The sequence below is a fragment of the Lewinella sp. genome (genome assembly GCF_050633125.1).
Lineage (GTDB): Bacteria > Bacteroidota > Bacteroidia > Chitinophagales > Saprospiraceae > Lewinella.
Genome location: NZ_JBOEFX010000052.1, coordinates 21,080 through 44,241, shown reverse-complemented (window position 1 = coordinate 44,241; position 23,162 = coordinate 21,080). Strand labels below are relative to the sequence as shown.

The 23,162-nt window shown below is 46.5% G+C and carries 16 protein-coding genes; 7 read left to right on the top strand and 9 right to left on the bottom strand.

Translation table 11 applies throughout. The features are described 5' to 3' along the window. Positions 1-142: 142 nt before the first annotated feature. The 4 genes from ACRBG0_RS12500 to ACRBG0_RS12485 form a co-directional block, all read right to left on the bottom strand. Positions 143-1,153, bottom strand: coding sequence for a S41 family peptidase (locus tag ACRBG0_RS12500; protein ID WP_431487212.1), 1,011 nt, complete (start codon positions 1,151-1,153; stop codon positions 143-145). 145 nt (positions 1,154-1,298) lie between these two features. Continuing rightward, complete coding sequence (locus ACRBG0_RS12495; RefSeq protein WP_431487211.1) at positions 1,299-2,105, bottom strand: hypothetical protein; 807 nt, start codon at positions 2,103-2,105, stop codon at positions 1,299-1,301. A gap of 157 nt (positions 2,106-2,262) precedes the next feature. Continuing rightward, complete coding sequence (locus tag ACRBG0_RS12490) at positions 2,263-3,387, bottom strand: helix-turn-helix domain-containing protein (protein WP_431487210.1); 1,125 nt, start codon at positions 3,385-3,387, stop codon at positions 2,263-2,265. A 36-nt stretch (positions 3,388-3,423) separates the two neighbouring features. Next, on the bottom strand, positions 3,424-3,867 hold the full coding sequence (locus tag ACRBG0_RS12485; RefSeq protein ID WP_431487209.1) for a nucleoside deaminase: 444 nt from the start codon (positions 3,865-3,867) through the stop codon (positions 3,424-3,426). A gap of 106 nt (positions 3,868-3,973) precedes the next feature. Here ACRBG0_RS12485 and ACRBG0_RS12480 point away from each other — a divergent pair, with 106 nt between their 5' ends. After that, positions 3,974-6,733: a CotH kinase family protein gene (locus ACRBG0_RS12480; RefSeq protein ID WP_431487208.1), complete on the top strand. Its 2,760-nt coding sequence runs from the start codon at positions 3,974-3,976 to the stop codon at positions 6,731-6,733. Between the two features lie 164 nt (positions 6,734-6,897). Further along, positions 6,898-7,425 (top strand): DinB family protein, encoded by a 528-nt coding sequence (locus tag ACRBG0_RS12475; protein WP_431487207.1) that lies wholly within the window; start codon positions 6,898-6,900, stop codon positions 7,423-7,425. Between the two features lie 15 nt (positions 7,426-7,440). On the opposite strand, the gene ACRBG0_RS12470 is transcribed toward ACRBG0_RS12475, so the two are convergent. Beyond that, a complete protein-coding gene (locus ACRBG0_RS12470) occupies positions 7,441-10,143 on the bottom strand; it encodes a hybrid sensor histidine kinase/response regulator transcription factor (RefSeq protein WP_431487206.1) in 2,703 nt (900 codons plus the stop codon). A 357-nt stretch (positions 10,144-10,500) separates the two neighbouring features. Here ACRBG0_RS12470 and ACRBG0_RS12465 point away from each other — a divergent pair, with 357 nt between their 5' ends. Then, positions 10,501-13,302: a tail fiber domain-containing protein gene (locus tag ACRBG0_RS12465; RefSeq protein WP_431487205.1), complete on the top strand. Its 2,802-nt coding sequence runs from the start codon at positions 10,501-10,503 to the stop codon at positions 13,300-13,302. 488 nt (positions 13,303-13,790) lie between these two features. Then, a complete protein-coding gene (locus tag ACRBG0_RS12460) occupies positions 13,791-14,282 on the top strand; it encodes a T9SS type A sorting domain-containing protein (RefSeq protein ID WP_431487204.1) in 492 nt (163 codons plus the stop codon). A gap of 55 nt (positions 14,283-14,337) precedes the next feature. On the opposite strand, the gene ACRBG0_RS12455 is transcribed toward ACRBG0_RS12460, so the two are convergent. Continuing rightward, positions 14,338-16,290 carry a caspase family protein gene (locus ACRBG0_RS12455; protein WP_431487203.1) on the bottom strand — a complete coding sequence of 651 codons (1,953 nt, stop codon included), beginning with the start codon at positions 16,288-16,290 and terminating at the stop codon, positions 14,338-14,340. A gap of 151 nt (positions 16,291-16,441) precedes the next feature. Continuing rightward, complete coding sequence (locus ACRBG0_RS12450) at positions 16,442-18,076, bottom strand: caspase family protein (protein ID WP_431487202.1); 1,635 nt, start codon at positions 18,074-18,076, stop codon at positions 16,442-16,444. Between the two features lie 245 nt (positions 18,077-18,321). On the opposite strand from ACRBG0_RS12450, the gene ACRBG0_RS12445 reads away from it, so the two are divergent. The 3 genes from ACRBG0_RS12445 (at position 18,322) to ACRBG0_RS12435 (ending at position 21,670) form a co-directional block, all read left to right on the top strand. Next, entirely contained in the window at positions 18,322-18,831 is a 510-nt protein-coding gene (locus tag ACRBG0_RS12445; RefSeq protein ID WP_431487201.1) for a DUF4920 domain-containing protein, read from the top strand. Between the two features lie 142 nt (positions 18,832-18,973). Next, the gene (locus ACRBG0_RS12440) at positions 18,974-19,561 is read left to right on the top strand and encodes an HD domain-containing protein (RefSeq protein WP_431487200.1); all 588 of its coding nucleotides are present in this window, start codon (positions 18,974-18,976) and stop codon (positions 19,559-19,561) included. 225 nt (positions 19,562-19,786) lie between these two features. Beyond that, positions 19,787-21,670 carry a S8 family serine peptidase gene (locus tag ACRBG0_RS12435; RefSeq protein ID WP_431487199.1) on the top strand — a complete coding sequence of 628 codons (1,884 nt, stop codon included), beginning with the start codon at positions 19,787-19,789 and terminating at the stop codon, positions 21,668-21,670. 19 nt (positions 21,671-21,689) lie between these two features. Here ACRBG0_RS12435 and ACRBG0_RS12430 read toward each other — a convergent pair whose 3' ends face one another. After that, positions 21,690-22,370: a rhomboid family intramembrane serine protease gene (locus ACRBG0_RS12430; protein ID WP_020534589.1), complete on the bottom strand. Its 681-nt coding sequence runs from the start codon at positions 22,368-22,370 to the stop codon at positions 21,690-21,692. Between the two features lie 134 nt (positions 22,371-22,504). Continuing rightward, positions 22,505-23,134: a viroplasmin family protein gene (locus ACRBG0_RS12425; RefSeq protein ID WP_431487198.1), complete on the bottom strand. Its 630-nt coding sequence runs from the start codon at positions 23,132-23,134 to the stop codon at positions 22,505-22,507. Between the last annotated feature and the right edge of the window lie 28 nt (positions 23,135-23,162).

Here is a 23,162-nt window from a genome sequence, read left to right as displayed (position 1 = left end):
TTTTTGTCCCAATATAGGGGCGTTGTCAACTACCTGGCTGCGCTTTAAGAGTCTTTAACGTGCAGTGTTAAGAGGGTTTAACTTAAAAGAGAAATAAAAATGGGGTGTTGGTGAACAGATAACCAACAGCCCCTACTTTTTACTAAAAAGACGCAATAGCAGCCTCCAGTACCTTGTCTTGCCCTGAGTGTAATTCAGTAGCTTTGTTTTGGATGACAACAGTTGGCGGAATCCCCTTTCCTTCATAACTCGTGCCATCAGCAGCCCGCCAGTCGCCAATACTCATACTGTATAACCAACCGTTGGGTAATTCGCGATTAACAGCATTGGAAAAAGCACCTGTAGTCGTATCTCCCAGCATAGTCAACTGAGGTAAACTACGCATGGCGAGGGTCAGTGTTTCTGCGGCACTAACGGTAGCCCGATTGGTGAGAAGAACCAGCGGTTGCAAAAGGTGCTTGTCTTGTGGTGTGATGTACCACTCTTGAAGAGGCGTAAAGTCATCAGGCCCAGGCCCATTTTTGATGGAGGTAGTCATATACAAACGGGTCTGATCTGTGAAGTAAGAAGCAAATGCCTGTCCTCCGCGATCTTCGCCGCCAGTGTTGCTACGGATGTCGATGATGATTCCTTTCGCATCGCGGAAATGATCGACGATGGTGGGCATTTCTTTATGAATAGATTTCTCCTCAGGTTCCCAGGCAACATAGAGGTAGCCGATGCTATCGTTGACAAATCCGTAGGTGAAGGGGTCTGTTTCGATAGGAAAGGGGAGATAGTTTTCTCTTACCAAGTCAAGATTAAAATCACGGATAGTGTCGATGCGCCCGCCAATGCCCCCTTGGAATTGGGGTAGGTTACTGTTGGTGGGAAGCAAGCCTACGTGGCTGTCATTAAGAAGAGTGAGCATACTTACGAGTACTTCGTACAGCTCACTATCATCCATGTTGTTATTAACCTGAGGGCGATAGACTTGATAGACACTGTCCCAGTCGAGGTTGCGGACCTTAAATAAACCGTACAATTGATCAAATTCGGTCCACATAGATTCGAAATTATCTACAGGTTTGTTGCTATAGGGGAGGTCGAAAATGACTTTTTCGCAAGCACTGGAAAAGAGGATTAGTAAGACTAATAAGATATTGTTTTTCATAATGTTTTTTTTGCGTGAGGTGCCTGGAAGGTGGCCCTGTCAGGGGCCAGCCCGCAGGGCTGAGGCGAAGGCCGAACCTGGAAGGGCCCGACCCCGCCAGGAATGAAAAAATAAGGAGGGTATACTACGATGGCGGGGGCACGCCCTACCAATAATACTGGAGCTGTAGGCCCTGCTCGAACATGCGTAGCGGACGAGGCAAGGCATACGACAACCAGGCGATGTGATAGGCAACGCCAAGGGTTTTGCCATTGGGTAAGGGATACTGGTAGCTGAATTGACCACGAGGGTTGAACAAGTGATGAAGGCTGGTAATGCTGCTGCCCGTGCGGAGGTACCCCTTGAAATAATTGGTCTCATCGGGCAATGACGGGTCGACCGCCCAGTTGGGGCGAACAATACCACCGATGATAGGCAAACTGAAACGAGCTTGTAACTGCCCTGCAAATAAAGGACGTTGATACTGGTACTCAGGAGCGAGATCGGCCTGTGCATACTGCCAAGTGTCGCCGCTCATGCCAGCCATGTCGTAGCGGATGTTGATAGAAGCCCCCAGCCTGGAGTGATCTGAAAGCTCCCAGAGGATGCGGGAGTTGAAAAATCCGCTGATACGCGACAAAAAAGGGTTGACGACAAAGTCATAAGACTCTTGGTTGCCGAAAAGGTCGGGCGTTTCGTTGAAGGTGCCGGATCGTTTGCCAAGACGCTGGGCCTGATGATTGCCGACTTGAAACAGGAGAGAAAGTTCTAAAAAACTTTTGGCCTGCCGCTGGTAGCTGCCTCCGATGGCAAGTAGGTCGGAACGGTAAAGTAGGGGGGAGGTATGCTGATCTGCTACGTAGGCTTCTGACCAACCCATAGTGATGCCCCAGTGATTTTCAGCTTGGGCAAAAAGCAGATGGCAGGGTAACAGTATCGTTAAAAGCAAAGCAATGTACAGTGGTGATTTCATGTTGTCATTTGTTTTTTTGTTGCTGCCACAAACATGAGATCTCTGGCGGTAAAAGGCGTCCGAAATTGTTAACTACAGGTCTGAAAGACTCAGCTTATCCTAAAAAAGGGAAAATTAGTTGGCAAAATTCCCCAACGCGCCTTAACAGCCTTATACGCTAGGTTTGCGAAATACGAGTAGATTGGGCCTGGTATGCGCTGGGAGAAAGCCCTGTTGCTTTTTTGAAGGTGGCGTAAAAAGTAGACTTGGAATTGAAACCGGCTTCGTAACCAATGGCGAGTAAGCTGTATGTTTTAAAGGTAGGGTCAAGGAGTAGCCGTTTTACTTCCGCTACTCGGTATTGGTTGATGTATTCAGAAAAATTAATACCGCTACAGGCATTTAATTGTTGGGAAAGATAGCCGCTACTGATCCCCAGCTTTTCTGCGACTATATCGCGATTGAGTTGGGGGTCACGGTAGAGGTGGTCTCTTTGCATGAGTTGCTCCAGGCGATGGACATAAATGTTTGGAGGAAGGCTTGTTTCTATAGGTGCCGGTTCCTCTTCTTTTCTGTTTTGTTGATGTGCAGCTAGAATTTTACGGATTTCAAATTTTTCTTCGGCCAGCTTGAATTGGAGTACCCCCCGATAGGTGACCCAGGAAAAAAGAATGCTTACCGCTGCGAAGATATACCCTTCGTAATCTTTCTCACCTACCTCGTAGAGTAGCCATAGCCCGATCCAAAGTAGCATTACTCCTGTAGACCACCACCAGAATTCCTGGAACCAGGGGGTTGGAAATTTTGGAGGATAGTTTTTAATAATTCGCCAAGACCAGCTAAAGGTGAGTATTGCAAAAATAAGCGTACCGGCGTCTTCGATAAAATAGTAGCCTTGAATAAAAGGATCATTATGGAGAAGGGAGAGGTGATAAAGATGGAAATCAACATCTAAATCAATTATAACATTGATGAGTAGGGTGATAAAAAAAGGCAAATAAAGCCAGTATTGTTTGTTTGATCTGGAGAGAGGGTGATCAAGAGCATAGGCAAAATAAAGGAGTAGGGTAGTAGGAAAAAGATACTCCCACATGATATCATTTGCCAATATCAGCCAATTGTTTTCAATGCCAGACATGAGGAGGCTGTAGTTGACACCCAGGACTGCCGTCGTCCAAAAAGTGTAACTCAGAAATTGATTGGCCCGACTACGAAAATAGGGAGAAACAATAAAGATGAATCCAAGGATAATACCTTGCGAAACGCCAACAAGAATGGTAAGATAGCTGAGAGGAATTTGCAAATCTACAGAGGGTGTTTAAAAGAAAGATGCGAAAAATTAGCGCTTACCCTTAAAAAAACTCGACATTAAAATACCGCACTCCTCATGCAGCACTCCGTACTCTATTTTGGTTTTAGGATGGAGAAGCTCTTTGCCAAAACGCATGAAACCCCGCTTGTCGTCGCCAGCGCCATAGACGAGGCGGTCGAGTTGAGCCCAAGCCAGTGCACCTGCACACATGACACAAGGCTCAAGCGTGACGTAAAGGGTGCAGCCCTGGAGGTACTTTCCACCCAGATAATTGGCAGCGGCAGTGAGGGCGATGATCTCTGCGTGAGCGGTCACATCGGTAAGTTGTTCTGTCTGGTTATGCCCGCGGGCGATGATGTGCTGATTGGCAACAACAACAGCCCCTACAGGGATTTCTCCTGCTTCAGCAGCAAGTTGAGCTTGTTTGAGTGCCTGACGCATGTAGTGTTCGTCACTGTTGACCGATAGCATGGACTTGTTGTGTTGAATTAATTGTCAAAGGTAATACAGAATGCAAATTACACTGTGTAATCCCTTGTTAAAAAACTACCTTTCCTCATGAAAACATGCTCCAGTTATGAATTATAAGTACTATTTCCCTTTTGTTCTCTTTGCGCTCATGGCTTCCGGTTTGTCGGGCCAAGTGGTGATTAATGAATTTTCAGCAGGTAACTACCGACAGTTTTTTGACGCTTTTGGCGGTGATGAAGACTGGATAGAACTGTATAATCCTGCTAATGTAGCGGTTGATATTAGTGGTTATTACCTTAGTGATAAACTGGATAATCCCACCAAATGGGAGATTCCAGCGGGTACGATTATTCCGGCCAATGGCTATTTTCAGGTATGGGCCTCTAGCTTAGATCAGTTTGATGGAACGAACTGGCATACCAATTTTAAAATTACCCAAACTCAGAACAGTGAAGCTGTTGTGTTGGCCAATGCTGCAGGGAATATTTTGGACAGCCACGAATTAGATATCCCCAACCAAGCGGGCCATTCGCGTGGGCGTTTCCCGGATGGGGGGAGCGAGTGGTTTGTATTTGTAAGTCCAAGCCCGGATGCTGGTAACAGTGATCCTCGGCCAGAATATGCTGCGAAACCTTCGATACAGCCTGCCGCAGGATTTTACGCAGCAGGGACAGAAATAAGTATTATAGTAGGTGACCCTAGTGCAGATGTGTATTACACCCTGGATGGTTCGAGGCCATCCGACGCAAGTACACCTTATACGGGGCCATTTACGATCAATGCAACAACAGTAGTGAAAGCTATTGCTTATGGTGAAGATGCAGATGCACCACCGAGCTTTGTGGACTACCAGACCTTTTTTATTGATGAAACTTTTACTGTGCCCACAATTTCGATTGCGGGGGATGAGGTAGAGGTGCTTATCAACGGTGCTACTTTTTTGGAGCCTATCGGTACCTTGGAATTGTTTACTGCAGAAGGGGATAGAGTCGCTGATGCCAGCGGAGATTTTAATAAGCATGGCAATGACTCCTGGAATTTTTACGACCAGCGGGGAATCGACTTCGTTACCCGTGACCAAATGGGAGACGACTATGCTGTGAAACACGAAATATTTCCTGGAAAAACGGATAGAGACAAGTTTCAACGGCTTATTCTAAAAGCTGCCGCTAACGATAACTACTCCTTTGAAGATGGAGGAGCACATATCCGTGATGCCTTTGTGCATACGCTTTCACAGGAAGCCAACCTCCATATGGACGAGCGTACTTACGAACCTTGCATTCTTTTCGTCAACGGGCAATACTGGGGCGTATACGAAATCCGGGAGAAGGTAGACGACCATGATTTTACCAGTTATTATTATGATCAGAATCGCTTTGAAATTGATTTTCTCAAGACGTGGGGGAACACCTGGGAAGAATACGGCAGCATAGATGATTGGAACGCATTGACCGCCTATATTGGAGCTAACGATATGGCTGATCCTGCTAACTATGCTTACGTTTCTGAGCGCTTGGATGTGGAGAGTCTATTGGATTACATTATTCTGCATTCCCATAATGTCTCCGCTGACTGGCTCAATTGGAATACGGCCTGGTGGCGAGGGCGCGACCCTGATGGTGGTGCCCAACGCTGGCGTTACATTCTTTGGGATGAAGATGCTACCTATGGTCACTATATCAACTATACCTTCATTCCTGACCAAGGCCCGTTTGCTGATCCTTGTAACGTAGAGCTTATTTCTCCAGCGACGGACTTTGAAGGGCACTTGACGATTTTTTCTCGCCTGTTCGAAAATCCAGACTTCTTTGCTTTGTACATCAACCGCTATGCGGATTTGACGAATACGTATCTGGGCTGTGATTTTATGTTGGAGTTATTGGATAGTATGATCGACAGGATTCGTCCAGAGATGCCCCGCCAGATAGATAGGTGGGGAGGAACCATGCAAGGATGGGAAGATAATGTAGTAAATCTGCGCAACTATATATTGACTCGCTGTACTGTCATTGCCGATGGGATGATAGACTGCTATGAAGAAGATGGGATTACCGGCCCCTTTGAATTGACGATTAATGTAGAACCCGAAGGAGCCGGCAGGGTGCGTGCCAATACCGTTGAAGGGCTGGTGTATCCTTGGGCGGCCACTTATTATGGCGGCATTGAAATTGAATTGGAAGCGCTGGCTAACCCCAATCACGAATTTGCTTATTGGGAGGTGGCTAATAACATCTTTGCTCCTGACCAATTTGAAGAAGCCATCCAGATGAGTTTGGAAAGCAATGATGACATCACCGCCTATTTTTCTGGGTTTATTCCTTGTCCTGAAGCTACGGAAGTACAAATTGAAGAAAACTATACCAGTGCTGGTCTTAATTGGGAAATCAATGGTGACCCCTTGGCATACATTGTGCGTTACCGCCCGTTGGGCGAGGCGACGTGGGAATCGGAGGCTACCCAGGATACAGCCTTGGTTTTGCAAGGACTGGAATTCTGCACCACCTACGAACTACAAATACAAACAGTCTGTAACAGCTCTACCAGCGAAACTACCGTTTACTACTTTGAAACGGATTGTACCAATAGCACAGAAGATTTAGATCCTATCGTGGATGTACAGGCTTACCCCAACCCATTTCAGGAAGCATTTCGTGTGGATTTAATCCTGGATGAAGGCGGTGCGTTGGATTGGCAATTGTTTAATGCTCAAGGGCAGTTGGTGCACCAGGAATTAGGTGTTTATTTCCCTTCCGGGCAAAACCGAATTGAGGTAAGTGACCTCGACCGGTTGAGTAGTGGTGTCTATTGGTTACGTCTAGCGCATGAAGGCGATTTTCGACAAATAAGAATGATTAAAATCTAATTCCCCAGTAGAGACGTTGTGATACGACGTCTCTACTGGCCGGTTTCCGCATAAATGATTACCTTAGGGGAGTGAAAAATACGCTAAAATGGCTTTGTCTTGGATAGCTTGTTCTAGGCAAGCTTGTCAGTAGAACAAGTCTATTATATAAAATAATCATAATCATGCGAGCTGCGATCCTGGATCAATTAGCCGTTATGGATAAAGAACTGGACCAACTCTTTACGGAATTGGATCATTATTCTTCCGAACAGCTAAATCGGTCACCCGCACCCGAAAGTTGGAGTGTTACCCAAGTTTTAAATCATTTATTGTTGTCGGAAAAATATTCGCTACAGTATTGTGAAAAAAAATTAAGCTTTGAGCCAAATTTACCAAAAGCAGGGCTTGCTGCTGCTGCAAGAGCGCTATTTGTAAATTGGTATCTATTTTTACCTTTAAAGGTGAAAGCACCGGCGCTCATCAGTACCTCTGCCTTGCCAAAGGAAGATGATTTGGCCAATATTAAGACCCAGTATCAAACACAACGCCAGTTATTACGAGCATTTTTAGAGCAATTGGAAGAAAGTTACCTGGATAGAGAAGTTTACAAGCACCCCTTTGCCGGTCGCTTGTCTTTTCCTGGGATGTTTAGTTTTATGACAGCACATTTTCGCCATCATAGAAAGCAGATATACCGAGCTTTAGCATAAGCCCTCAATAGCTTTTCAATAAGCTTTCAAATAATCCTTTGGGTTTTTCCCAAATCGTTCCGTGAATTTTCGGGTGAAGTAAGAAGTGCTACGAATTCCCACCGCAAACTGAGCTTCCAGCACGGTAGCGCATTGCCGCTGCGCCAGAAGGGTACGGGCTTTTTGCAAACGTACCTCTAGAATAAATTGTACAGAAGAAAGGCCAGTGTGTTTTTTAATCAATCGGCCCATTTGTTTAGTGCTGTAATGAATAGCTTCCGCCAGGTCGTCTACTTTAAAATCCTCCTCTTCCAGTCGACTCAATAAGGTATCCTCTAACGTCTTAAGGAGATTCTGATCTACGGACAGTACAGCTTTATCTGGTTCTTTGGCAACAAATTTATCACGTTCCTCTTTGTTTCTAACAAGATTGTTGATCCGGGCGAGTAGCTCTTTAGTACTGAAGGGTTTGGTGATGTAGTCATCAATGCCAAGTTGAAAACCTCGTATTTTATCTTCTTCAAGATGGCGGGCGGTTAGTAAAAGAAAGGGGATCTGTCGCCACTCTTCTTTTTGATTGATGGTCTCTCGTAGCTGAAAACCATCCATATTCGGCATCATCACATCGGAGGTGATGGCGGAAAAGGAAGACAAGCGTAGTTGTTTCAGCGCCTGTTGGCCATCTTGGGCTAAAACACATTGATAATGTTCAGAAAGGACTTCAAGAAGGTACTTGCCCATTTCGGGATGATCCTCTACAATTAAGAGTCGTGCTTTATCTCCCTGAATACCAAGGGGCGCGTAATTAGGAACACGCTTGGGGTGGGTGGGTAGCACCAGTCTGCCAGGAGATATGAGTGCTGTGACTTTGGTTTGGGGAACTTCTTTTAATGGTAAAATCAATTGAAAAGTACTTCCTTTACCCCATTCACTGCTTACCGTTATTTGTCCATTAAGAATTTGGCTGAGCTCCTTCGCTAAAGCGAGGCCAATGCCCGTACCGCCCCGTAAGTGGTCGCTTTTGTCTGATTGATAGAAGCGGTCGAAAATCCGGGCTTGGTCATCCGGGTGAATGCCTTGGCCAGTATCTTTAATGGTGAAGGTATAATTGCCGCTGCTGTGACCAACATCCAAATGTACACTTCCTTGCGCAGCGGTAAACTTTAGTGCATTCGTAAGCAAGTTGTTTAGGATTTTTTCAAACTTATCTATATCAACTTCTACCATTACATCTTGACATTGTATGGATAGATCATAGTTAATGTCCCGAAGTGCAGCCAAAGATTCGTAAGAAGAGAAAATTCTTTTTACCAAGTGTTGCAGAGAAATTGAGCTGGAATAAATGGTCAGTTTTCCTACCTCTGCCTTGGATAGATCCATAATCTCATTCACGAGGTTGAGTAATTGCTGCGCATTTCGATGCACAATCCCCAGTTTGGTCTGTAATGGCTTAGCTTTTATGCGCTCTAATACATCAGCGAGAGGGCTCAGGATCAAGGTGAGAGGAGTACGTAATTCGTGAGAGATATTGGTGAAGAAGTTAGATTTTAACTCATTAAGGGCCCTTAGCCTTTCTGCTTCTCTGGATTGAAAGCCTAAGGCCAGTTCAGCTTTGTCTTTGTTTCTTTTTTGACGATGATAAACAATTTGAAAAGCAATCAGGGCCAGCAGTAAAACAAACCCCATTGTGGCAAGTATTCGGTTGCGGAGTTCTTTTTGTTTTATTATTTCCAATTCGCGTTCCGCGATGGATTTTTCCAATTGCTCATTCTCATAGCGGGCATTACTTTCTGCCATCTGCCGATTGAGTGTTTCATAAAAGGTAGAGTCCTTATACGCACTATTCTGTTCGAGATATTTGTAGGCTTGGTCAAATTTACCAATAGTAGCATAGGCTTCTGCTAGTGCTGCTGTGGCATCCCTGATATTTGGGAATAAAGGAATACTTTGAGCCAAAGCGAGGCTTTCGGTGAGCGGAGCAATTGCCATCTGTGGTTTTTGTTGGGCTAAATGTACCCAGCCGATCTCGAGCAAAACATCAGCGACGCCACCTTTTAAATCGTTTTTGCGGTGGAGGGTTAAGGCTTCTTCTAATGCCTGAAGTGCAGGTGTTAGTGCTTGTTGATTGCGGTAAAAACTGGCTAGATTATAATAAGCCCAACCCAAGCTTATTTCATCTTTTTGATTTCTATAAAGTTCAATAGCTGCTTGAAGATAATTTTCGGCCTTAACCTTATCCTTGGTGTAGCGAGCAATCCTGCGCATGGCAGGAGCCATCATCTTTAAATCTCCCTTTCGGGTAAAAATACCAAGCGCGTTTTCCAGGTATTGCATGCCGGTTTCGTCATCCAGTTTATTGTAATAGAGAATGAAGTAGCCCGTGGAATAATAAGCTTTCGCTAAAAGAAGAGAGTCGTTTAATTCAGTCGCTAAGATTTGGCACTCTTGTAAAATCGGCCAGGATTCTTCCGGGCGATCAGTGGAGTTGAGAATCTCCTGCTGGAATAATAAAGACTGGAACAGTAATTCTTTTCGGTTTTGGCTTCTAGCAAAATCTATAGCTGGCAGGATAGTTCGTTCCGCTTCCCAGGGCTGTCCCAGGTCGTAATAGTTGCGGGCCAAGGCAAAGCGGCATTGGAAATGAAGATCAGGAGATATTGTTGGATCACTTTGCTCAATACACTTTCGCGCGGCTTGTATTGCGGTTGGCAGGTCTCCAGGTGCAGGGTTAGTCGCCATATAGAGATATTGCTGCAAGGAATCCTGGCTATGGGTTGTTAGAGCCCCTAAAAAAAGTAGATACAATAGTAAGCTTTTTCGCATCATCCCGATTTCAACAAGTTTAGCCGCTGGTGATTGTTCGTTACGAAGTTAATGTATTCCCACCTAATGATGTTACCAAGGCCAAGGTTATAGAATTACTGCTTTATTTTTTCTGCTGATTATCAGTTGTTTATGAAAATGGGCAAGTTCTTGTCCGAAATGAGCAATTCGGTCAGGGAAAGAGAGGAGACTTTTGTGATAACTAAAAATAATCCCACTGGTCCAAAACCTAGTAAGGGTTTCTTCCTTAAATAAAGTCTAATTCCCGTACGTATGAAACGATTAATCTTATTTGCGCTTTTGTTATTAGCCTGCGCCAGCAGTGCCTATAGTCAAGCACCAGAAAAATTTAAATTCCAGGCAGTTGCTCGTGATGCCGGAGGTAGCCCTTACCTGAGCGAAAATTTGGCGGTCAGGGTGAGCTTGGTTCGTGATGGTGTCTCTGGCCTAGTTGACTATGCCGAGCGGCACGAAATAACAACTTCTCCACTGGGAGTTTTCGACCTGGAAATTGGCGGCGGCTCTCCGTTATCAGGAGATATGAATAACCTCGATTGGGGGGCACACGCCTATTATTTGAAAATAGACATGGACCCCAACAGTGGAACCAATTACACAAATTTAGGTACCAGCCAGCTGTTGTCAGTACCCTACGCCATTTATGCCAGAGAAGCTGCAAATGGCTCCGGCGGTGGTGACCCTACCGATGAATTACAAAACTTACTCTACGATCCCAATACACAAACCCTAACCCTGACAGATGGAAATGCTGTTACCCTTTCATTTCCTGGGGGGACAGATAGCCAAACCTTGGTATACGATTCCAATACAGGTAATCTGATGATTAGCAATGGGAATACCGTTACTATTCCTGCGGGGGCTACTGGTCCTCAGGGAGAAGCTGGCCCTCCCGGTGCACCAGGGGCAACGGGCCCGCAAGGTCCTACCGGCCCGGTTGGTCCACAGGGCCCTGCCGGGCAAGATGGCACCGGCGTTCAAATCGTTGGAACTGTTGCCACGGTAGGGAATTTACCTGCAAGTGGTAATGCAGGAGACCTGTATATCGTCCAAGCCGATGGTGATGGTTACGTTTGGGATGGCAGTATGTGGGTGAATGTAGGTCAGATACAAGGCCCACAAGGTGCCCCAGGCCCTATTGGGCCGCAAGGAAACCCCGGCCCACAAGGTGAACAAGGGGTAGCTGGCCCGCAAGGAAGCCAAGGCCCAACTGGTCCCGCTGGTGTTGCTGGCCCACAAGGTGAGCAAGGCCCCATTGGGCCCCAAGGTCCTGCCGGACAAGATGGCACTGGTGTTCAAATTATAGGAACAGTTGCTACGGTAGCTGATTTGCCTGCAACAAGTATGCAAGGTGACCTCTATATCGTCCAAACCAATGGTGATGGCTACGTTTGGGATGGCAGTATGTGGGTAAATGTAGGTCAGATACAAGGCCCTCAAGGTCCCCAAGGTGCAATGGGGGCTACTGGTCCACAAGGAATACAGGGAAACCAAGGTTTGCAGGGCGAACCCGGCCCTGCTGGCCCAACAGGTGCAATGGGCCCTGCTGGTTCTATTGGTGCTACTGGCCCCGTAGGCCCTGCTGGAGTACAAGGCCCTCAAGGCGAACCCGGCCCGGTTGGTCCGCAGGGAGCCACTGGTTCAATAGGAGCAACAGGCCCTCAGGGCGCGCAAGGCGAAGCGGGCCCTATAGGCCCACAAGGTTTACAGGGCGAACAGGGGCCTGCGGGCCCAATGGGAGCAGCAGGCCCGCAAGGCCCACAAGGAGACGCCGGCCCGGCTGGAATACAGGGTCCACAAGGTGATCCCGGTGCTACTGGTCCAATGGGCGCTACTGGCCCGCAAGGTGCTCAGGGCGATCCCGGCCCTGCTGGTGCGCAAGGCCCGCAAGGAACTCCAGGCGCGACAGGCCCTGTTGGCCCGGCAGGAACCTATACTGCTGGCGCTGGAATTCAAATCAGCGGTGGGGTACTCTCTGCTACAGATGCCAGCACGACCAACGAACTACAAAGCCTCAGTCTGAGTGGAAACGATCTACAGATTTCAGGTGGAAATAGCGTCAATCTTTCTGGCCTCGGCGGTAGCTCTCCCTGGAGCACCAGTGGCTCCACTGTTTACTACAATGGCGGCAATGTGGGCATTGGTACGGCTAGCCCTGGCAATAAACTGCACCTATTGGGCGATTTCAGAATTGATGACGAGACACCTTCCGTTCAGTTTTATGATGGCAATAGCTGGTATGGTTACATGTACCATGATGGAGCAGATATGCAGATAGGTAATCTGGTAAATAGCGTTATTCGGCTACAGATTCTCGGTAGCGATATTGCCACTTTTGACGACGAAGGGCTGGAATTGATAAGCGGTAGTAGTTCTCTTCTCCTGAAGGCGGTCGACGGTATTCCTGCGCCCGCCATTACCGCTAGCAGTGGCGGCGGGGTAGATGCGCTGCGACTGATTACTAGCGGTGTGTCCATTTCAGAAACAGGATCAGTGACGGCCACGCCTTATGTTTTACGAATAGTAGAGTCTGATGTCTATGGCTTTAATATTTACAATGGTACGACCGAAGCCGATTGGGAGCAGTATGTAACAAACGCCGGAGATCTGTCGCTCTATGCAGATAACAGTTTCCGTGGTTCTTTTGATGGCACTACTGGTGCTTATACCTCTGCCTCCGACCGGCGCTTAAAGAAAGACATCCGCCCATTGGAGACGAGCCTCGCCAAAGTATTGGCATTGCAACCATCTCGTTATGTGTACCGCGATAACAACCCGGATGGAAAAACCTCCATTGGCTTTGTTGCCCAAGACGTGCAGGCACTATTCCCTGAGTTGGTTTTGGAGCAAAAAGGCGAACGAGACAATGGCCTACTTTCTGTGAATTATGCAGGCTTTAGCGTATTGGCGATCCAGGCGATTCAAGAACAGCAAGGCCAGATCGAACAATTGGAAGATGCTTTGGAGAAAGCGGAAACCCAGCAAGCTGCTCAACAATCGCTGATCGAAGCAATGGAGCAACGTTTATTACGGTTAGAAGCTGCACTAAAAGAATAATTTGGCACCCCCGCCAGCCCTTTCGGGCGGCGGCCGGGTCGTCCGCCGCTATTTTTCTGATTTAAATCAGAAAAATAGCGGCTACCACCCCTGGTTGTGCTCGCTCCGCTGCGCCGTGCTCCCCTGTTCGGTCCGCACCTAAAACGCTGCTGCTTTAAACTAAAAGGACGGAACCCGGTGGCTGGTCCATTCGCTACTAGTAGTAACAAATGTACCCCGCTGGCTGGGTCGACTTGAAAAGTCGGGGGTGGCTGCCCTGTTGGCGGGATCAATTCGCAGAATTGAGGGTAGTTGCCAATCGTAGGTAGACAGCCTCTCCGTTAGGGCGGAGCGCAGCGCGCGTAGCCCGGCGGATCCCGATTTATCGGGAAGCAGGACCAAGGATGGTAGGAGCGGCTTAGCGACGGACAGCCTGGTGCCAAGGCCAGCACGATTTAGTGCTGGAACGCTGGCAGGGCCCCTATTAATTGACCTTCAAATAAGAGGAAATGAAAAAATATTTGCCAATTTTATTGGGTTTGAATTGCTTAGTACTCACTGCTGTTACGGCGCAGGATATGCCGCGAACGGTAGTAAGTAGTGCCGGTGATTATTATCAAAACATACTGGTAGGTAACCTGCATTGGACGGTAGGTGAAATAGCGGTTAGCCGCTACCAAAATGGTCTTGAACTAGGAGAAGGCTTTCATCAGGTGTACTATGATTTGCTGGTACAATCAGAAGAAGAGCTACCCGCAGATTGGGAGGTGAATGTTTATCCCAACCCAACGACGGACTGGCTGCAAGTTCGTTTCCCTGAGACGGAAACCCTGGCACTGAAGTTATTCGACCTCCAGGGCCGTTTGCTAGCTGATTGGGGTGAAGTCAATGGAACAGCGACGCTGGATGTTGACTTTTACCCGGAAGGAACCTACCTGTTGCAATTGCAAGCAGCAGATGGCCGCCAGCGAACATTAAAAGTGTTGAAAGTTGCGCTATAATGAGGCGATGAAGGTGCGGAGGGTGGTTTTATTAAGCCTTGTTGTGCACCTTGTTTCATCGCAGTACCGCCACGGGCATTCTTTGGTCATAACTGCCCTGAATAACGGGGCTTTGTTGGAAACGGGTATAGGCAGTAACCTGTTCGTCGATGTAGTGATAGAGTTCTTGTACTCTAACCACGCCGTCACCGTCCTGGTCGGCTTCTCCTTTGAGGCCGCGGAGCAAGAAATGGCTGAATACCCCCTGCCGTAAGCCACTTGACTCCAGGGACGTTTCTTCTGCTTTGGAAGACATGATCAAGGCCGTTCCACGTTGGGCATCGGCCAGGTTTTCATAGTAACGGCTCAGTACATCGGGTAGTTGGCCTCCTCTGGCGGCAAGGAGCCCTCCGGAGTGGCAAGCATCGGCCAGGCAGAGTTTGTAGCCGGCGGCGCTTCGGTCTAGCATTTGTTTAATTTCCTGGTGCGTGAGTAAGTTGTCTGCTCCATTGTAATCGATAGGCAAAAACGCGCCTGGAATTCCATGCCCGGAGAAATAGAGGACCAATAAATCATCAGGCCCCGCTTGAAGGAAGAGCCGTTGCATGGCTTCCAATATGTTTTTTCTAGAAGCATCTTCGTCGATCAACACCTGTATGCGTTGATCTGGGATAGCTCCCCCTTGAGGGCTTTTTAGGAAAGCGAATAAGCGATAGGCATCATCATCAGGAAACCGAAGAGCAGGCATGTGCTGGTAAGAGGATACCCCAATAATGAGCGCCCAGGTTTTTCCTTGTTTAGGGCTAATTTGCGGTTGGGGACTTGCATTTGTGATGCGGGTATTGCCTAGGTATTTGCCTGCTGCCCAGAGGCCCTCAAAGATCTGCCCACTTTTTTCGTAATAAGTACCATATCCGGAGAAAGCACCTGCTTCCATCTCTCCTTCATAACGGTCACCGTTTTGATATTGTACCAGTCCGTGGCCGTGTGGTTTACTATTTAGGAAGCTACCTTCGTAGCGGTCACCCTGCTGGAAGCGATAGGTGCCGTAGCCGTTTTGGCAATTGCCACTTAGGCATCCTCGCTCTTGATCGGCCGTTCGAGCAGGTAGAAATCCTCCCTCTAGCCAGTCTCCTTGAAGTACTTTGCCGTCAGTGAATACCCTACGGCCTTGGCCATGTGGTAAACCATAGGCAAATTGTCCGTGATAATAATCTCCATTAGGATAAAAAAAAGCTCCTTGTCCGTGAGGTTGCCCGGCAAGAAATTGTCCTTCGTAACGGCTACCGTCAGCGTAAGCATAAATGCCTTGTCCGTTTTGGCAATTACCTTGCAAGCAACCAGATTGAAGTACAAGAGTGCCATCTAGAGAAGTAAACGCTTGGCCTTGTTGTTGGTAAAGGCCATTTTGGGTGATGGGTTGCCCTCGTCGCCATTGTCCACTGAATTGTTGGCCATTGGCCCAAACTTTGGTGCCATACCCTTCGGGGTAGCGGTGTTGCCATTGGCCTTCGTAGCGGCTACCATCCGCATAGGTACAAATGCCCTGGCCGTGAATTTCTCCATGAAGAAACTGGCCTACATAGATGGCACCACCAGGAGTGAGATAGGTGCCTGTGCCATTGGTGCAATCACCAGCTACACAACCTGCCTGGGAAGGCCCTTTTTGTTGCCAATCGGCAGGATGATCCTGCCCTTGGACTAACCTCCCATTGCGCCAATGCCCTTGGCGAAAACTCCCGTCGGCGTACCAGTAGATGCCTTGACCATGGGGTTTCCCCGCTTGAAACTGCCCGAGATATCGTTCTCCGTTCAGGTGGTATAATGCTCCTTCACCAGCAGGTTGAGATTGCTGAAAGGTGCCGCTGTAGCGTTTCCCGTCAGGATAACGAAAAATCCCTTCTCCGTTGAAGCAGTTTCCTTCCAGACATTGGGCGTTTAGGTTAAAACCAAGTCCTAATGAGAGAACAAGGCAGAGCTGTAAGGTTGGCCAGGATACGTGAGTATAGACTTTTTGGAATAGTTGCATGGGTAGTTTTTGGGCCCGGGATGAATTAACGAGTCATCAGTTGTTTTTTTGGAGGTTAATAGCGTTAAGGAACAGCTCAATTTATTTTGGCCATTACTCAAAGTGTATACGCTTTGAGCAGTTTTTTGTAAGTTTTAGTTTGCACACGAGTTTACCGAATTACGGAAACGGGCATGTTGTCATCAAAGGTGCCCGTGAGGGTTGGTGTCTGTACATTACCGGTATATTGTCTTGTCCGTTGGTGTACAAAGTTAAACAACTCACGGATGGTGATCAAGTTGTCTGTATTGGTATTGGCTTCTCCTTTTAAACCTCGAATGAGGAAGTGGCTAAAAATACCTGAGCGAAGTCCACGATCTTCCAGGGAATACTCTTCACCTTTAGAGGAAAGTAATAAAGCGGTACCTCCACTGCTGGCATTCAATGCGTCATAATATTCTTGTAGTGCGATATGGACAGGTGCACGTGCAGCCAAAAGACTTCCAGCATGACAAGCGTCAGCCAAAACGAGTTTATGCTTGGCCCGACTTTGACGGAGTAAGTCTCGAATTTCTTCGTGTTCCAGGCGGTTGGCGAAACCATCATAATCTACGGGGAGAAAAGCACCCTGTAGGCCGTGTCCGGAAAAGTAAAAAAGAATCATATCATTATCATCAGCACGTAGGAATACAGAACGCATGGCGTTCAGGATACCTTGGTGGGTGGCATCTTCATCAATCAAAAGTTGTATTTGATGGTCAGGCAAGGCGCCACCTTCGGGGCTTTTCAGGAAGGCGTACAATTGGTAGGCATCATCATCGGTATACCGCAAAACAGGCATGTGCGTATAGCGTGCTGCACCAACGACAACGGCCCATATTTTTACTTCGTCACTACGCTCAACCCTTACTGTTGCTGGCGCATCTTGCTGAGATGTGAAGAGTTGACGAACGGGAACACCGTGTTCCCAAATTGCACCAACGACCTTACCATTGGCGTAATACATGACTCCTTTCCCGTGTGGTGCATGCCGGTTCCAGCCTCCTTCGTAACGATCACCGGAAAAATAATAAACGGACCCGATCCCCTCAGGAATACCTTGACTAAAGTCTCCATAATATTGAGAGCCATCCTGATAGCGGAACTTGCCTTTACCTGAATCACAATTCTGGGTGTTACAATTCCGTAAGCTGGTCGTGTCACCGGAGTAAGCCATTCGCCCCCAATCGGCCAAGTACTGGTTGTTTTCCCACTGGCCATTGATCTGTTCTCCATTATTATGGTAAAGTGTCCCTAGTCCTTGGCGTTTGTTTTCTTGCCACTCCCCCTCGTAGCGGCTGCCATCTGCATAGTACATGGTGCCTGTACCATTGAAGAGGCCATTTTTTAATTGACCTTCATAACGATCATTGCTTTGAAAACTATAGGAGCCCTGGCCATTGGGGTGGCCGTTGCGCCACTCTCCATCATAAGTATTACCATTGGCATATTTCATATTGCCTTGGCCATGAAATTTTCCGGCTTTGAACATGCCGAAATAGACATCTCCATTGGCGAAAGTCATTCGCCCTTTTCCTTCCCGTTCCTGTTCTTGCCAGTTACCGATATATTTAGAACCATCTACGTAGTAGAGGATACCTTCACCGTGCATTTTACCATCTTTAAAATCTCCCATATAGCGAGCTCCACCAGGAAAGGTGTAATTACCGTAGCCATTTAGGCAGTTGCCTTTGGAACAGCCTACTTGGGCGGAAAGTGAAAAGCCAGTGATAACAGAGAGTATTACAAGGATGAGCGACTTGGCCATGATAAGATTGTTTTAGGGACAATTGGATTTGCGATAAAGTAGGGGAGTAGAGGATTGAATCGAGGTGACTTAAAAACCATATTTAGGGCTTACTTATTGCACTCAATTTTAGGAATTAATAGTTTATTAAGGCTGTTCTTAGTGACCTTAATAGGGAACGGTGCGTTTGAGTGAGAATCCGGTTTGATCTATTTCGGATTTTAACATTATTTATTGGCAATTACTTATTTTTGCAGAAAAAAAACATGAAGTACTTTTTTCAATTATTAGCTTTAGTATTATTCGTTGGTTTTGCAACAGCTTGCGGGTCAACAGGAGAAGCTGCTACGGAGGGCGATTCGCAGACAGAAGAACAGATAGGTGACGAGTCATTTGGTGCTGAATTTACGCCGGAAGCAGTAATTGCTTATCAAGATTTATCTGCTAAAGTGACGGATGCTGATAGTATGGCGATCACCGTAAGAGGTAAAGTCTCTGAAGTTTGTCAAAGCAAAGGTTGCTGGATGAGTATTACTAATGGCGATGGAGAAGACATGATGGTCCGTTTTAAGGATTACGGATTTTTTATGCCGAAGGATATCGCTGGGCGGGAAGTTATTATGAATGGTAAGGCTTTTTACCAGACAACGCCCGTAGATGAGCTACGCCATTACGCAGAAGATGCTGGCAAATCACAAGAAGAAATTGATGCTATTACGGAACCTAAGCGGGAGTTAAGTTTCCTCGCTGATGGTGTAATTTTGGTGAAGGAATAATATTTTTTTGATATTGAGAATAGCGTATCCAGTGAAAATTGGATACGCTATTCCCTTATTTTATGTAGATTGATCCGCAATTAATGCAACACCTGACGGGAGACTGTCGTTTATGGACGAAGAATTACTACAGCAATAAAGTATGAATTATCTGGGTGCTAAGGCTTTTATTCTAGGAAAACTCACCAGTGAGTTACCTAAAGAGCTTTATTACCATGGCCTTCACCATACTTTGGATGTATTAAAAGTCGCGGAGGAGTTGTGTAGCTTGATGCATGTCACTGCTTATGAGACAATGCTTTTAAAAACGGCAGTACTCTTTCATGATGCTGGCTTTATGGTATCAAGTCAAGAACACGAAGTGCGGGGCTGCAAAATTGCCCGTGAGAACTTGCCTGGTTTTGGTTATAACGACCAGGAGATTGAGCGAATTTGTGGAATGATTCTAGCGACAAAGATTCCTCAAAGTCCAACAAATAAGCTAGAAGAAATTATCTGTGATGCCGATTTAGATTATTTAGGTCGCCCCGATTTTTATTCCATAGGAACTACGCTTTTTAAAGAGCTACAAGCAGCCGGGGTATTAAAATCGGAGGAAGAATGGAACCGCATACAGGTTCGGTTTTTAGAAAACCATGGTTTTTTTACATCGGTGAATAAAGAGCGCCGCCGCCCGGAGAAGCTACTCCATCTGGCTAATTTGAAGGCCTTAGTTGCTACTTACTCTTAGTTAACTACCTTTCCTTTTTTTGAAAAGTATAAAAAAAATGTACGTCACTGGCAGCGTTGTCAGTAGGCGGTGCGTTTCTAATGCAGTTTGATGATATAGGCGTTGAAATTTTAAGGAAGAGCAGTCCCAACTTTATACTCACTAGTTATTCCAACACGAAGTAGGGCCTGCTTTTCTTATTTCCTTTTCTTATCTTTCGGATTCATCCATAATCCAAGAACACCTATGTCAGAAATTTCAGTAAAAAGCGGTAAGGGAGAGTTAAAACTGCACAAGAGTAAGCAACTTGTGGGACTGAAGTCTGTAGCTGCAAGAAGTCTAGAGAAGCAGCCCTTTGTAGATAAAGAAATACTGGTAAATTTAGGCGGCTTTCAGGTTGTTACCCTAGAAGGGGAAGTCAAGGATGTAGATACTCAATTGGATAAAGTACGGGAAGAAGAAACCGTAGCAGTAGGGACCCATGTGTATTTCGCAGAAGGGAGCAATCGCCCTATGATTCCAACAGGAGAGATTTACATCACTTTTGAAGATGGTGTAGGCCCTGATGAACAACAAATAGTACTGGATGAATATCACTTGAAGATCGCTGATCGGCGCTCTGCTTCATTTATGGTTGCAAAAGTTACGGCAAAGTCACCCAATCCGCTAAAAGCTGCTGCGGCCCTGCAAGCGCTTTCTCTGGTGTCTACAGCAGAACCAGATATGGATATGCCAATGGACGAATATGCCTTTTCTGTTCCTAATGATTCATTAATCTCCCATGAGTGGCACCTTGATAACCCCGGTTTTGTCATTGATGCTAACTTCCAGCTCAAGAAAGGAGCGGACTCCCGTGTGGTAAGCGCTTGGAACCGTTTGGGGAATACAGGGAGTTCTGGAATAACGGTAGCGGTGATTGATAATGGTTTTGATACCAATCACCCTGATCTGCGAGGAAAGACGCATAAGCCTTATGATTTATGGACACGTACATCACAGTTGCCACAAGGAGATGCGCGCTTTACACACGGCACCCCCTGTGCTAGTGTAGCTATAGCAGCGAGTAACGGGCAGGGGATTGTAGGTGCAGCGCCAGGTGTGCGTTTTATGCCCATTCATGGTACGTCCTTTAGCGCAGCCACAACGGAAGAGATGTTTGACTACTGTGTGCGGAACGGTGCTGATGTGATCAGTTGCTCCTGGGGAACGACGGATGCTCGTTACAGCCTGAATGCAGTCAAAGAACAAGCTATTGCTCGTGCAGCTCAACAGGGGAGAGGAGGAAAGGGATGTGTAATTCTCTACGCCGTAGGCAATGATGATCTTAATTATGTCAACTATTACGCAGCTCACCCGGATGTTATAGCGGTGGCAGCGAGCACTAGTCAGGATGCTCACGCGAGCTATTCTAATCGAGGGCGAGAAGTAACGATTTGTGCCCCTTCTAATGGCGACTGGCCAATTATTGCTGCCCGAGCATCCTGGGATCAGGGTTTGACCTGGGAAACTGGTAACTACAAATTCTGGCGGGATGGTCGCAGCCGTGGTGATAATTATAAGCATTTTGGAGGCACCTCTAGTGCTACGCCATTGGTCGCAGGAATTTGCGCGCTTATTTTATCGGCTAACCCTGATTTAACGAGTAGAGAAGTTAAGTCTATTTTACAGCGTACTGCTGATAAGATTGGTCATCCTTCAGAATATGATAATAGTGGTCATTCCCTCAAGTATGGTTATGGCCGAGTGAATGCAGATAAAGCTGTTGCAGAAGCCCTTCGGCTGAAAGATGCAGCACAAACTTCGCCTCCTGCCCCGGTACCAGAGGTGACAGACAATATCAGTAGTGGCCGCGGGTTGTTTCGTTTTGATGTACGCAAGCAAGAAGCGAAAGGATGGGGGGTACAGATTGGTGCCTTTTACGAATATGGTAATGTATTGATTCAAGCAGAAAAATTGCAGAAGCAATTTAATGTACCTGTCGTTGTAAGTATCAATGAATTAAACAGTAAAACGGTCTATAAAGTCACTATAGGAGCATACGATTCTCAGGCAGCGGCCCGTGAATTACTGAAGCGCGTGAAAGACGCGGGTATCAGTTGTTTCTTGCGTAATTTGGCTGATTTGGCCTAAGGAACAGCACGAATATAAATTATTCCTTTTTTCTGTTGAAGATGTCCCGAGGAAAGAAGTACTGTTCTTCTTCCTGTTCCAGCTCATAGCTGGGCTTTCTGCGTATTTCAGCTTCTTCAATGCGTTGACGAAACCAGTAAGCTGTAAATACGCCTACTAATGCCCCTAAAAGGTGCCCTTCCCAGGAAACTCCTTCCTGAGTAGGCAGTACTCCCCATATCATTCCTCCATAGTAAAAGACAATGACCAGAGATATCGCTATCGCTCGAATGTTTCGCCGGAAAAATCCGGTAAAAGCGAGAAAACTTGCCATCCCGTAGACGACCCCACTGGCACCAATGTGATAATTAGCGCGATTAAAGGCAGAAAAGAGTGCTTCGGGGTCTGCAAAAAGCCACATGGTTATTCCCGTTCCCAGATAGATAAGAAGGAGCACAGAAAAAGCAACACGTGGATAGAAGAAGATAATCATAGCCATTAAGACCAGGAAGGGTGCTGAGTTGGATAAAAGATGCGCCCAGCTACCGTGTAGAAATGGCGTAGTTAGGATACCACGTAAGGCGTAAGTTTTACGTGGAGCAATACCATAAATAAACCATTCTGAGGCAGTTGCCTGTTCTAATAGGAAAACTAACCAGATAATGGCGAGTAAAGCGAGCGGCCAGCCTATTGAATGCTTAAGTCGTTGGGTAAAAGCCATCTTTATGGATAGAATTAAAAAAAGAAATCAGGATCGTAATAAAGATAACAACTAATTCCCCTTTTCTGTCGAGATTACCTACGGATTCCACTGCTTTTTCTACGAAACGTTTAAAGTCTTGGTATTAGTCTCTATTATTTTCTGCCAAAATCAGCGGGTATTTCTCCCCAGCTATCGGTATCCCATTTCAGAATGGGATTGGTGAAAGTATTGGTCTTTAACCAGTTCTCTCCTCTTATAATCAATTCGTGCAAGGTAGCCGTACGGCTGTCGTTAACGAGATTTGTTTTTACTTTTTTCTTCCTTACCCAGGCCATTGCTGTAGCTGAATCGGTGTAAATAGGTAGGTGGGGGAGATTTTGTTTTTGTAAAAGTGCCAATCCATGTACGATGGCTAAAAATTCGCCAATATTATTGGTACCCATGGGGAAAGCCTGGTGAAAAACCTGATCTTTACTCTTGGTGTCCACACCTTGGTATTCCATGGGGCCAGGGTTACCACTACAGGCCGCATCTACGGACAAGCTTTGCCATACTATCTGAGAGCGTGGTGTTTTGCCAGAGGGCTTAGCCTTAGAGGTACCACCACTTAAATAAGACTTTGGACCAACCTTAAGTGCTTTTTCTGCTTCATTAATAGAGGGGAAACTCTTGAATAGTGCTCCTTGGAAACCCTTGATCTGAGCTTGGGCTTTGGCCCAGTCATCATAAATACCGGGCATGTGCCCTTTCCAGATGACATAATATTTTTTCTTTTTTGTCATCGCGCTAAGTTAATGTAAACATTGCTCA

Coding starts and splice junctions, on each gene's coding strand:
- ACRBG0_RS12450 (WP_431487202.1), bottom strand. CDS start 18,076: ATGGCCAAGTCGCTCATCCTTGTAATACTCTCTGTTATCACTGGCTTT.
- ACRBG0_RS12485 (WP_431487209.1), bottom strand. CDS start 3,867: ATGCTATCGGTCAACAGTGACGAACACTACATGCGTCAGGCACTCAAA.
- ACRBG0_RS12475 (WP_431487207.1), top strand. CDS start 6,898: ATGCGAGCTGCGATCCTGGATCAATTAGCCGTTATGGATAAAGAACTG.
- ACRBG0_RS12455 (WP_431487203.1), bottom strand. CDS start 16,290: ATGCAACTATTCCAAAAAGTCTATACTCACGTATCCTGGCCAACCTTA.
- ACRBG0_RS12480 (WP_431487208.1), top strand. CDS start 3,974: ATGAATTATAAGTACTATTTCCCTTTTGTTCTCTTTGCGCTCATGGCT.
- ACRBG0_RS12470 (WP_431487206.1), bottom strand. CDS start 10,143: ATGGCGACTAACCCTGCACCTGGAGACCTGCCAACCGCAATACAAGCC.
- ACRBG0_RS12500 (WP_431487212.1), bottom strand. CDS start 1,153: ATGAAAAACAATATCTTATTAGTCTTACTAATCCTCTTTTCCAGTGCT.
- ACRBG0_RS12460 (WP_431487204.1), top strand. CDS start 13,791: ATGAAAAAATATTTGCCAATTTTATTGGGTTTGAATTGCTTAGTACTC.
- ACRBG0_RS12495 (WP_431487211.1), bottom strand. CDS start 2,105: ATGAAATCACCACTGTACATTGCTTTGCTTTTAACGATACTGTTACCC.
- ACRBG0_RS12465 (WP_431487205.1), top strand. CDS start 10,501: ATGAAACGATTAATCTTATTTGCGCTTTTGTTATTAGCCTGCGCCAGC.
- ACRBG0_RS12445 (WP_431487201.1), top strand. CDS start 18,322: ATGAAGTACTTTTTTCAATTATTAGCTTTAGTATTATTCGTTGGTTTT.
- ACRBG0_RS12440 (WP_431487200.1), top strand. CDS start 18,974: ATGAATTATCTGGGTGCTAAGGCTTTTATTCTAGGAAAACTCACCAGT.
- ACRBG0_RS12430 (WP_020534589.1), bottom strand. CDS start 22,370: ATGGCTTTTACCCAACGACTTAAGCATTCAATAGGCTGGCCGCTCGCT.
- ACRBG0_RS12435 (WP_431487199.1), top strand. CDS start 19,787: ATGTCAGAAATTTCAGTAAAAAGCGGTAAGGGAGAGTTAAAACTGCAC.
- ACRBG0_RS12425 (WP_431487198.1), bottom strand. CDS start 23,134: ATGACAAAAAAGAAAAAATATTATGTCATCTGGAAAGGGCACATGCCC.